Annotated in this window: 6 protein-coding genes; 3 read left to right on the top strand and 3 right to left on the bottom strand. The window is 33.6% G+C overall.

Going from position 1 to position 12,889, the window contains the following annotated elements:
• The first annotated feature begins 35 nt into the window (after positions 1–35).
• The 3 genes from OM075_RS00275 (at position 36) to lon (ending at position 5,354) form a co-directional block, all read left to right on the top strand.
• Positions 36–2,342 carry a hypothetical protein gene (locus tag OM075_RS00275; RefSeq protein WP_301188445.1) on the top strand — a complete coding sequence of 769 codons (2,307 nt, stop codon included), beginning with the start codon at positions 36–38 and terminating at the stop codon, positions 2,340–2,342.
• Between the two features lie 261 nt (positions 2,343–2,603).
• A complete protein-coding gene (gene trxA, locus OM075_RS00280) occupies positions 2,604–2,903 on the top strand; it encodes a thioredoxin (protein ID WP_301188446.1) in 300 nt (99 codons plus the stop codon).
• An 81-nt stretch (positions 2,904–2,984) separates the two neighbouring features.
• Positions 2,985–5,354: an endopeptidase La gene (gene lon, locus OM075_RS00285; RefSeq protein WP_301188447.1), complete on the top strand. Its 2,370-nt coding sequence runs from the start codon at positions 2,985–2,987 to the stop codon at positions 5,352–5,354.
• Between the two features lie 633 nt (positions 5,355–5,987).
• Here the strand turns inward: lon and OM075_RS00290 are convergent.
• The 3 genes from OM075_RS00290 to OM075_RS00300 form a co-directional block, all read right to left on the bottom strand.
• Positions 5,988–7,373, bottom strand: a complete 1,386-nt coding sequence (locus tag OM075_RS00290; RefSeq protein ID WP_301188448.1) for a glycoside hydrolase family 28 protein — start codon at positions 7,371–7,373, stop codon at positions 5,988–5,990.
• A 106-nt stretch (positions 7,374–7,479) separates the two neighbouring features.
• The gene (locus OM075_RS00295) at positions 7,480–11,517 is read right to left on the bottom strand and encodes a hybrid sensor histidine kinase/response regulator transcription factor (RefSeq protein WP_301188449.1); all 4,038 of its coding nucleotides are present in this window, start codon (positions 11,515–11,517) and stop codon (positions 7,480–7,482) included.
• Between the two features lie 127 nt (positions 11,518–11,644).
• Positions 11,645–12,787 (bottom strand): acyltransferase family protein, encoded by a 1,143-nt coding sequence (locus OM075_RS00300; RefSeq protein ID WP_301188450.1) that lies wholly within the window; start codon positions 12,785–12,787, stop codon positions 11,645–11,647.
• Positions 12,788–12,889 lie beyond the last annotated feature (102 nt).

The raw sequence follows: 12,889 nt of genomic DNA on the forward strand, positions 1-12,889 counted from the left end.
CCCTTATTTAATATATTAAACAAAATTTTAAAGCTATGTCACAACTCAGAAAAGTACTATATACCATTTTCTTTTGGGGAGTATTTGCATCGGTAAACTGCCAGTCTACCAAAACATTAAAATTAATAACTGATAAAGAGGATTATAAAATCAATGAAAAGGTTTTATTAATTCCTGATCAGGAAATGTATCTTTCAGGAGAATCCATAAATTTTCAGGCGATTACTTTTGATGCAACCCTCCTGATTCCCATTGATTTTAGTTCTGTTTTATATTTAGAACTGTATGATCAGGATTATCATGTAGTGTCAGCAAAAAAATACTTATTACAAAAGGGTAAAACCATTAACTCAATAATAATTCCTCGACACCTTTCTACTGATTATTATTACTTAAGAGCCTATACTAATTACATGAAAAATTTTGGTCCTGCTTCCTTTTTTACAAAACAAATAAAGGTTGTAAATCCATTTCTCCCTAAAACACAATCAGCAAAAGACAACAAAGACAGTACAAGTATGAAACTTAATGTATTTGCAGAAGGTGGAAAATTAATCTATGGAATTAAAAATAAAATAGTTGTATCGTGTCAGAATTGCGACAAAAAAGTTGACCTAAAATTACTAAGAAATGATTCTGTTGTTATGAGTAAAGTAATGCAAAATGGTTTTAATGCATTTACTTTTACACCTAATCCACTATATAATTACCAAATTGTTGCTACGTCAATCAATAATCAACAATCTACAATTCCATTAAAAAAAATTGCAGATTCAGGTTTGATCTGCAGGCTTGATAGTATCAACAAAAACAGTGCTTTCTTAAAACTGTACTCAAAAGAATTTAATGACTATCCTTTAAACCTATTTGTTGAAAACAACGGTTTTAAATATGAATATACACAACCTATTCATCAACAAGATTCATGCTTAGCAATAAAACTACCAACAGGATTAAACACAGTAATTATAAAAGACCAATCTTTAAACACAGTAACTCAACGAAATATTTACATAGAACCGAACCCTCATTTCAATATCTCTGCAGAGCTTAATAAATCAAATACAACGCCAGGAGACTCTGTTATTCTAAATATTAATTCAGATATTAATGACAGCATCAATTATTATGTATCATTAAAACTGGGCAATTCCCAAACATCAACACCTTCTGATCATGATATCATTCATTCTGTATTTTTATCTTCTTCTATCGCCTCAATATCAAATCATATATCTGCCAATGATATTAACTTAATGAATAATGAAATAAAAAACATTAATGATTATATCCTAACATTTCCAAAGAACAAATCGTTTTCATATACATCTAATACAATAAACTTCCTACCGGAAATTTCTAATGACATTGTTACTGGAAATATTAGCTCAAAAGATGAAAGATCATATGCTGCCAACAAAAATATTTACTTATCATTTGTTGATTCAATTTCTTGGATAAACAGATGCAGCACGGATAGTTTAGGCCACTTCACTTGTAAACTCCCCCTTCTTTACCAAGGCAATGATCTCATCATTTCAATGACAGATACGATTTCATCCTATCAAATATCGTTGGATAATGAGTTTTATCCAGACTTTTTAAATATCACCAAAGAACTATTTACTCCCGACTCCACTCTTAAAGCTATCATTGAGGCCCGAATGCTTAATTTACAAATAAACGATGCATATAATAACCCAAAAGAAAGCATCGATGTAACGCGCCAAAATCTAAGATTCTATGGTGATCCTGAACAGGAGTATCTTTTTAGGAATTATTTGAACCTACCAAGTTTTAAAGAATATATTTATGAAATTGTTGACAGGGCTACACCTAAAACAAAGAAACAAAAGACCAGCATAGCACTCATAGATGATGAGGGAAATTATGGAATAAACCCTTTTGTTATACTTGATGGTATTCCAATATTTAACATTCAGGAACTATTAAGCATTCCTTGTACGAAATTTAAATCATTAAGAGTCGTTTCAAACCCCTTCTTCTTTGGACCAAATAGTTACGATGGTATTATTGATATTACTTCAAACAACATATCTTTTGATTTAATAAAGTCTGAAAAAAATTCAGAAAGAATTTCTTTTTGCCCTACAATTACAACTTCTTTAACCAAAACCTATAGCGATAAACACATACCTAATTATGCATCTAATTTACATTTTAATAAAACATGGGCAGGTAATATTAATAAACAAGTGAGCCCTCATTTACCTCACAATTCAGGAAGTTATACGGTATTTATTTGGGGATATACAAATGATGGGAAGTGGTCCTGTTTGCTCAGAGAGAATTTTTTAGAAATTGAATCTCATAATCAATAAGCGATACCTATAGATAACACTATCACAAATGCTATATTGTCACCAATTAAGCTGCATATAAAGTCATTATGGCATTATATACAACTTCAATCAATATCATACTTTCAATTCACAGAAACACCTACAAAACTGAATAACAACACACTACACTAATATCATTTACTAATTCAAAAAAAATGGTATATGATTTGGAAATTTCCCACTTAAATAAGAAATTTTAATATCAAATGGTTTAGTATACCAATTAGAAGAAATACACTTATGAAAGGAAATTTTAATCATATAATAAATTCAGCACAACCAGTATTGGTTGATTTTTTTGCGGAATGGTGTGGCCCGTGTAAAGATCAGGCTCCAATACTTAAAGACCTTGCTCAGGAACTAGGAGGAAAAGCAAAAATTATAAAAATAGATGTAGATAAGAATCCGGAGATTGCCAATAGATTTCAGATAAGAGGCGTACCTACTTTAGCTATTTTTAAAAACGGACAAACGGTTTGGAAACAATCGGGCGTTGTTGATAAAGTAAATCTTTTATCCATAATAAACCAGCATCTATAATACTGCTCTAAACAATACAACCCACGGCAGATATACAAATTACAGATTGATTTATAAGTATTTTGAATTAAAAAATATATCATGACTGACAATAGAATCCAAAACTCAGGGCTTGTTCTGGTTAGTGAGATATACCCTGATAATTTAATTGTATTACCATTAGATAACCGTCCGGTTTTTCCCGGTTTAGCCTTACCTTTTAACTTCAGTTCAAAAGAATTGGTAAAAAGAATAAACCATGCTATAGAAAAAGAAAATGGTTTTATTGGAGTTTCATATATCAAAGAGCAAGGTGAAGAAAACCTTATAGACTCAGAAATATACAATACAGGAACACTCCTAAAAATTCTAAAAGTTGTAAATCAAAGTGATAACTCCATCAATATTTTTGCACAAGCACTCACCCGTTTTCAATATGTAAAAGAAAATGCTAAAGATGGCCTTCAACATTGGCAGGTAAAATATGAACAGGAAGAAAAACAGGAAGTAACTGATGAGTTGAAAGCTTTTACTATGGCTATAATTAATTCTGTTAAGGAGTTAATTAAAATCAATCCCATGTTTCAGGAACAAATGCGTTTGGCTCTTAACCAGGTTGGTCTTGAAAAACCGGGATTACTAATGGATCTGGTGGCTTCTTTTCTTTCCTCGGATGGCAAAAAACTTCAGGAAATACTTGAAGCTTATAACTTGTTTGACAGAAGTGAGAAATTACTGATTCTTTTAAAAGAAGAATTGGAATTAAGTAAGCTACAACAGGATATTCAGAAACAAATAGAAGAAAAGATATCTCAGAATCAGCGCGAATTCTTTTTACGAGAGCAACTTAAAGTTATTAAACAGGAACTTGGCTTAGAAAAAGATGACAAAACCTCTGAGGTTGAAGCTATTGAAAACAAGATAAAACCTCTGAAGCTTTCGAATGAGGCATCAACAGTTGTAAAAGAAGAACTGAATAAACTCAAAACACTTGAAACAGGTTCTTCAGAATTCAATGTAACCAGAACATATTTAAACTGGCTAACAGATTTACCCTGGGGTGTTTTTTCTGATGACAATAAGGATATTAAAACAGCCCGAAAGATTCTTGATGAACAACATTACGGACTCAACGATGTGAAACAACGTATTCTTGAGTTTGTGAGTACCATTGTTAAAAGAGGTAAAGTATCCGGTTCCATTATTTGTTTGGTTGGCCCTCCCGGAGTTGGTAAAACATCAATAGGTAAATCTATTGCAGATGCTATGGGTAGGGAGTTTTACCGATTTTCAGTTGGTGGAATGCGTGATGAAGCAGAAATAAAAGGACATCGAAGAACCTATATTGGAGCCATGCCCGGTAAACTGATACAGAGCTTAAAACGAACAGGAGTAGCCAATCCGGTTATTATGTTGGATGAAATTGACAAAATTGGAGCAAGTTATCAGGGTGATCCGGCAGCGGCATTGTTAGAGGTTCTTGACCCTGAACAAAATGCTGAGTTTTTAGATCATTATCTGGATGTTAGGTTTGATTTATCAAATGTTTTGTTTGTAACCACTGCCAATCAGCTTGATACCATTCCACGTCCTTTATTGGATCGTATGGAAATCATCAAACTTTCAGGATATATCCTTGAAGAGAAGGTAGAAATAGCCAAGCGATATCTGATTCCGAAACAAAGAAAGGAACATGGTTTAAAAGCAAGTGAAGTGACCATATCAGATACCGCACTTAAAAAAATGATTGATGGATATGCCAGAGAAGCAGGTATAAGAGGCTTAGAAAATCAGATTAAAAAGATTATGCGAAAAGCCACACTCCAACAAGCTGAAGAAGGTTCAGAGAAAATAAGTGTGAGTCCGAAAAACTTAACTGAATTTCTGGGACAGCCAGTATTTACGACTGAAGAGCTGTATAAAAAATCGATCCCGGGTGTTACTTTAGGACTAGCATGGACAGCTATGGGTGGTGCTACACTTTATATTGAAGCGACCTCCTTAGTATCAAGATCAGGAGGACTAAAACAGACAGGTCAGCTTGGCAATGTAATGCAGGAGTCATCCGAAATTGCGTATTCCTATGTACGCTCCATTTTATCAAAGGATAAAAAGTATAAAGACTATTTTAACGACCATTTAATACATCTTCATGTTCCTGCAGGGGCAACACCTAAAGATGGGCCTTCGGCTGGAATAACAATGGCATTAGCGCTTTATTCTTTGATTACAGGAAAACCAATTAAAAAAGGTTTGGCCATGACCGGAGAGTTGACATTAACCGGTAAAGTTTTACCAATTGGTGGTGTACGCGAAAAAACAATTGCAGCAAGAAGAGTAAAAGTGCATGAACTTATTTTTCCAGCTGACAACAAAAAGGATTTTAACGAACTACCAGATTATATCAAAGAAGGTGTCACAGCACATTTTGTGGATTACTTTGAAGACGTCTTAAAAATTGCCTTTGCATAAACCCGCAATAGCTATTAGAGAATCTATTACGCATTGGAATCACCTCAAAACAAGATGCTTCGTAGATTTGCTTTATCTCACCTGAACAATGCTATGCCTTGTAGTAGTATAGCATTGTTTTATGGTGTATACGATGTGTATACCAAAATTCTTACGATAATCCGTTAAAACTTGATGTCTGTTAGGAGATGTAGTCGGTATGACTATGGGAAGAGCTTGGTATAAACCTATATATAATGCATATTTTAGTTATATAAAAGCCATACCAAACTCATTAAACAATGAATTTGGTATGGCTTTTATATGTTGAATATATGTCGTGAATATGTCTTTGTATCATAGCCAATACCTACTCATTACCTAGCCTGTGCATTGTTTATATAAGGAATAGTTGTTTTTCTATTTAAAATAAATGTCTTAACCAATGTTTAAGTATGAACTTAAGTTCAACACAGCTCAGCATAGCGTCCTGCTATGCTGTAAAAACTCCGGCTTCCAGCCGAAAGAAGCAGATTGGAAAGCAACGAAGCGAGACGCTTCCCTGAGCGAAAGGTGCATGAATCTCTGTTCCTAAAAAAATAAAAGCCCGAAATCAACAGTTAGATATCGGGCTTTCAGCAATTTAGTTGTAACCTAGTTTGTTCTATGAATCAATTCACCCATATTTAAAGGTGCCTTACTTCCTAATCTGATGTCGCAATCTCTTACCTGCACATTAGTTGCATTATCAATGTAAAAAGCAGATGTTTTAGCTTCTACTAACCCAACACCTTCACAAGGTCTGCGATCATAAACTCCACCCTCATAATCTGTCACACGGTTTAATACTACCGAAACTCCATCAAACAGAATATTATTAATTTTATCTTTAGATTCTGCACTTACGTAAACACCATTCTCTGAACGACACTGAATATTTCTGAATATAATATCGTTAACCTGACCTACTCTACCTTCTTTAGCTCCCTTAGGAAATCTCCAGCTGGCATCTTTATGGTTGATATTAGCTCTGCGATAAGCAGTAACATAAATAGGTTCTGATTTACCCCACCATACGTCACTAAAAAATTTGCTCTCCACAATGATATTTGTAAAAAGTACATTTTGTACCACGCCTTCATCTCTGTTCTGAATTCCAATTCCACGGTTACTAGCCAAAATTGTACAGTTACTTACTGTAACATTTTGAATGGTATCCATATTTTCTGAACCAATTTTTAAAGCACATGATCTTGAACTCATCAAACAGTTTGTAACCACAATATTTTCACAATTACCATACTCTTCAAACTCTCTGCGGTTCTTTAAGCAAATACTGTCGTCACCACTTTGAATATGACAATCGCTGATTCTGATATTTTTACTATGATCCAGGTCTATACCATCACTATTTCTAATTTTTAAGCTATTATCAATAGTAACTCCCGTAATTACACCATCATTACATCCAATTAAATGAACAGTCCAGTAAGCAGAATGTCTGAATGTTACATTTTCGATACGTAAGTTATGAACATTAACCAACGTTAAAACATGTGGACGAGGATCTTTTACATTAAAAGGTAATAACTCATAAGAATCTTCCAACTCCTTACCCATAAACTCAAAGCCATTACCATCTATTACACCTAAACCAGTAATAGCAACATCGTGTAGATCTTTACCACCTATCCAGATTGTTCCTTCTCCAGGATTTTCTCTAAAGGCACTTTCGGTGTAAACTGCAGTATCAGGGTTAGCCAATAAGGTTGCTCCACCCTCAACTCTAAGTTCCATCTTAGATGCCAAATCAAAAGGTCCGGTTAAAAATACACCTTCACCAGGAACTAAAACTTTACCTCCACCGGCTGCTGTACACGCATCTATGGTTTTTTTAATAGCAGCTGCATTGTCTGTTACTCCATCAGCCACAGCACCAAAATCAACAATATTAAATACCTTTTCCGTATTTGTTTTTACCTGACAACTCGCCAACCACAAAACTGTGAGTGATAGCAAAACAGTTCTTAGATTCTTCATTCCGTTCATATTTATTAATATCATTATTTAATTCTTACTATAATCATTTATCCATATTAATCTTTATACCCTACCACCTATTAACCATTTCACAAATTATTGATTATCACAATAAATTACTTGGTGGATAACCAAACTGTTTTTTAAAACATCTACTGAAATAGTATGGATCATTAAACCCAACCAAATCAGAAACCTCAGAAACATTGTTACGCTTAGTTTTCAACAACTGAAAAGCTTTCTTTAAACGTATGGTTCGGATAAACTCATTGGGTGATAAATCCGTTAGCTCCTTAAGTCGACGATATAATGTTGATGAGCTTATTCCCAACTCCGAACACAATAAATTCCCGGTTAGGGTAGTATCACTTATATTTTCCTCAATAATGCTGGTTAATTTATTCATAAACTCCTCATCAATAGGCGAATGCGTTAATACATCCACACTACTTTCCACATCATCGGAGAATTTCTCTTTTAAATCAACTCTTGCTTTAATGATATTTTCAATGCGTGTCTTTAATAATGATGGATCAAAAGGCTTGGTTAAATAACCATCAGCCCCAAGCTTATATCCTTTTATTTGATTGTCATTATCAGAAAGTGCCGTTAACAGAATCACAGGAATATGACTGATTCTTTCATCATTTTTCAGATTTTTACAAAAATCAAAACCATCCATCACAGGCATCATTACATCTGCAATACAAATAATGGGTTTTATCTGTCGACAAATCTGCAATCCTTCTTCTCCGTTTTCGGCCTTATATACTTTGTAGTAATCTGATAGATAGTCAGCAATATAATCCCTCAATTCCTGGTTATCTTCAATAACCAAAACCTTTTCCTTCATCTCTGTGGATCGGCTAATTTTTTTGGCTTCTGTTGTGATAGGAAAAATAGAATCTGTGGATTTTATCTCGTAATCAAAGATTTCCTCGCTTTCATAAAAATCCTTATCCATTGGTATTTCAATGGTAAATACACTTCCCTTATTAGGAGCACTATCCAGTTTGATTTCGGCCTTATGAATTTTAGCTAAAGAGTTTACCAATGACAGACCAATACCACTTCCGGTATGATCATCCTTGGTGGCTTCAACCTGATAAAACCTCTTAAAAATCTTTTGCTGACTTTCCAATGGAATCCCAATTCCATCATCACTAACCTCAACAATTAATTTTCTTACCTCATTCTGATCCTGATTAATACCAATAAACAAATCAACACTTCCGAATTTGGGTGTAAACTTAATGGCATTAGATAACAGATTGTATAAAATCTTATCGTACTTATCGGCATCAATCCACCCCACAAGCTCATCATACTCACAGATAAAATGATAATTGATTTTCTTCTCATTTACCAGTCCATCAAACGAATGAAAAATATTTTGTGAATATACAAGAATATCTGTTTTAGCCACCTTGAGCGTCAGTTCTCCATTTTGGGCCTTTCTAAAATCAAGCAATTGATTCACCAGATTATACAATCGGTTTGAATTTTGCAATATTAACCCTATTCGACTTTTTTGATACTCCGTATTTAAACCCTCTTCGGCTAATTGCTTTGCAGGACCAATGATCAAGGATATCGGAGTTCTGATTTCGTGGGATATACTGGTAAAAAAGCGTAGTTTCTCATTATTTAGTTTTTCTTCCCTTTCACGATGAACTTTCTCCATTAAAAGTTCCTGCTTCAACAATAAACTATTTTTGAGCTGTCGATAAACCAGATAGATGGTTACTGCCAGAAACGTCAGAACTAACAAAATAGCTTTATAGGTTAACCAGAAAGGAGGATTTATTTTTATTTTATACGATGATACTTCACTCCAATATCCACTGCTATTTGCAGATCTAATTTTAAAAGTATATTCTTTAGGATATAAGTTGGTATACTGAATATTTGTGGCATTGTTATCCACAGTAACCCACTCTTCATCGAACCCCTCTAACATATACTCATATTTATTCAATCGGATATTGGCGTATGAAGGAGATGAAAACGACAGTGAGAAATTTCTGTTTACATATTCCAGATCCAATACGCGTGAATAGTTGATATCTTCATCAAGAACAACCTGACCTTTAATGGTATCTCCTGGTAAAACGGATTTATTCTGAACTTTAACTTCGCTAATAAATGGAGGATCAGACTTTAAGTTGTCTTTAAGATTATCTATGGTAAAATAGATAATTTCATCTTTTCCGGTTACATAAAAAACCGAATTATCAAATAACAAAAAACCTTTGTTACTGAATATATCCAGACGGTTTCCACTTCCAATATCATAAGTACTCAACAAATTATCTTCAGGATTAAAACGCCCAACCTGACCGTTATTTATATTAAACCATAAAAGACCATTTTTATCTTTTACAATATCTGTAATCCAGTTTTGTCTTAATTCTGAAGGATGATTAACGGGCACAAAATCATCAATATCAGGTGAGTAATAATTTAAGCCCATACGAGTTGAAACCCATATCTTTTTTGAATTGTCAATACAGATTGATTTTGCACTATTATTTGTTAAACCTTCAATTTCACCATCCTTAGCCGTGTAAATTTTCGATTTGTCATTTTCCGGATTATAAGTAATAACTCCGGTTTCTGTAGCAATCCATATTAATCCATCATCTGTTGATGTAATTTGATTAATCTCAATATTGGGAAATATACTGCGAAGTCTTGAATCTACATCTAAAGTTTTGGGATCCAGAATGACAGCTCCACTTCCATGTGTACCAATAATAATATTACCATTTGCTAATTGATGAAATGAGGAAACGGGAAATGACCTAAAACCCAGTTCTAAAACTTTTGTTTTTTTTGTGATATAATTATATATCTCCACCTTACCATTCCATAATCCACAATAAAAGGTTTTTCCATCAAGAGTGTATATATCTGATATTTCCTTATGTGCTTTTTCTAATATTGTAAACTTATTCCTATCCATTAAAAACAGTCCACTATTATGAGTGGCTACAATTAATTTATTATCGTAAGTTTGTCCGTAATCAGAGATTCTGGGGATCTTGCCTTCTTTCACTAATTCAAAAGAGTTAATACTTTTAAACTGATTTCGAAAGGGATCATATTTATCTAGTCCATTATCTGTACCTATCCAAAGCAAGCCTGAATTATCAAAATACAGTGATGAAACAGCATTGTCTACCAAAGAAGTTCTCTCTGATCTTTTTGAGTAATACCATTGAAAATTCCCTTTTTCAATATCTTCCAGACGATTACAAACTATGATTCCACCAATGGTACCAATCCAATATTTTCCATCAGGCGCTTTTGTGATACAAATAAAAAAAGGACTCGGACCTATTGTTTCTCTGAAAGCTGACTCATAAATCAATTGTTGTTCAAAAACATCATCTTGTTTATTCCATTTAAACAGTCCTTCTCTGGTACCAATAAAAATATCTGACTTATCATCCTGTATAATAAAATTCAGATACGGATTAATTTCCTTTGAATCAGGAATATTTAGCGTGTATTTTTTAATCTTTTCAATATTACCGGTACTACTTAAGGTGATTCTTGCAACTCCACCAGTACCATAACTTCCAACCCATATATGGCCATTGATATCTTCAATTATTGACTTTACATAGTTGAAGCCATCAATCTTTATTCGCGAAAAAGTTTCTTTTTCCTGATCCATAATACACACACCGGAAAATTTGGTTCCAATCCAGATTCGATTAAATTTATCGATATAAATAGAGCGAATCTCTGAATCAGGAATGGAATTAGGATCGTTTTTATCATGAACATACGTAGTAAACTTGTGCGTTCGCATATTCAGTTTGGTTAATCCTGCCCTCGTACCAATCCACATTTCATCTGCATCCTTACTCATTACCAATGCAGTGATATCATCATTCTTAATCCAATGATTTAATTTGGCAGAACTTAAATACGGTGTAAATCGCTTACCATCGAAACTATTTAAGCCTTTATAGGTACCTAACCAAAGTAATCCTGTTTTATCCTGAATTATATGGCGTACAGAATTATGAGAAAGACCATTTTCTCTGTTATAATGTTCCAGCTTAATATCCTCACCAAAGATATTAGTTGGTAACAAAAGTGTAAATAGTATAATTCTGACGATGATCTTCATGTGAAATTGGTTTTATTTTAATTCAACCTTAAAAGTATTGAATATAAAATAAAGACTGCGACTTTGAGATGAATAATCAAGGGGTATTTCAACACAATCTTAGGAAGAGGATCCCTATTGAATCCTCTTATATTTTAATGTAAATTCGTTTTTTATGAAGCGCATAACCTAACAACCAACATAATAGCATAAAGGCCAGAGCTGTTAACAGGGAACCAAAGGCACCCGGTACTATATTTTGAAATATTTTTTCACTTACCCATTCAAATGCATCTAATCCATTGCCCACAGGAATTAACCTTAAAACAATATAAAACAACTCTGAGAAAAGATATATGAACAGTGGATTTTTCCCAAATACATCAAAAAATGCAATACCGGCTTTTACTTTCTTTAATTCGATAAAGTAAATTAATACTGCCATGATGGATAAATCCAATCCTACAGTGTATAGCACAAATGGACTTGTCCATAATTTTTTACTGATCGGAAAAATTAAATCCCACCACAAGGCTAAAGAAGTTAAGGCAAACCCAAACATTAAAAGTTTTGCAATACCTTCAAATGACTTACCTTTCTTTTGAATGAAGATTCCGGCCACGTAACCTAAAACTACATTAACAATGGCAGGAAGTGTGCTCAATATTCCTTCCGGATCAAAAGGAATACTATCTTTTTTATAGATATGTCCTAAACCTAAAATGGAAAGATCAAACTTAGATGCTGCATTAGTCGCCATTTCAAGCACTGCTCCAGGTTCTCCAAACAAATAAAGGATAGCCCAATAACCTAGTAGAATAATTCCAGAGAGAATTAATGCCACTTTTTCGGATAAATAATAAAAGATCACAGAGGCGAAAAAGTAACAAAGCGCAATTCTTTGTAATACTCCCATAATTCTGGTTTCGCCTATTGGTTTTAGCATTAAGCCTCCTCCTTCAGCACTTTTAAAAAACGGAAACCAATACATTAAGTAACCTAACAAAAAGATAATTACCGTTCTCTTAATAATTTTAAACCAAACCTCTTTAGCAGGGGCTTGCTTCATTTTATTCATTGAGAAACTCAACGAATTACCAACAGCAAATAAAAACGATGGAAAAACCAAATCGGCCAAAGTAAAGCCAAACCATTGTGCATGTATCAGATATGCATATATTTTTGCACCTGTTCCCGGTGTGTTTACAACAATCATCAGGGCTATTGTTAAGCCCCTAAACACATCCAACGAAAGAAAACGTTCTGTTTTTTTTGTAATTACTTCTGCCATTGTAAATATTTAATATGCTTTTGTTCGGCCTGAGACCTTAAAAATCCAACATAGCGAGAATGCTATACTGAAACAATAAAATAAGATTAATCTAAATAGCCA

Origin of the sequence: Plebeiibacterium sediminum (assembly GCF_026013605.1) — a bacterium.
Taxonomy (GTDB): domain Bacteria; phylum Bacteroidota; class Bacteroidia; order Bacteroidales; family Marinilabiliaceae; genus Saccharicrinis; species Saccharicrinis sediminus.

Excerpts from the sequence above, each read along its gene's own strand:
- OM075_RS00295 (WP_301188449.1), bottom strand. The coding sequence starts at position 11,517 with ATGAAGATCATCGTCAGAATTATACTATTTACACTTTTGTTACCAACT.
- OM075_RS00300 (WP_301188450.1), bottom strand. The coding sequence starts at position 12,787 with ATGGCAGAAGTAATTACAAAAAAAACAGAACGTTTTCTTTCGTTGGAT.
- lon (WP_301188447.1), top strand. The coding sequence starts at position 2,985 with ATGACTGACAATAGAATCCAAAACTCAGGGCTTGTTCTGGTTAGTGAG.
- OM075_RS00275 (WP_301188445.1), top strand. The coding sequence starts at position 36 with ATGTCACAACTCAGAAAAGTACTATATACCATTTTCTTTTGGGGAGTA.
- trxA (WP_301188446.1), top strand. The coding sequence starts at position 2,604 with ATGAAAGGAAATTTTAATCATATAATAAATTCAGCACAACCAGTATTG.
- OM075_RS00290 (WP_301188448.1), bottom strand. The coding sequence starts at position 7,373 with ATGAAGAATCTAAGAACTGTTTTGCTATCACTCACAGTTTTGTGGTTG.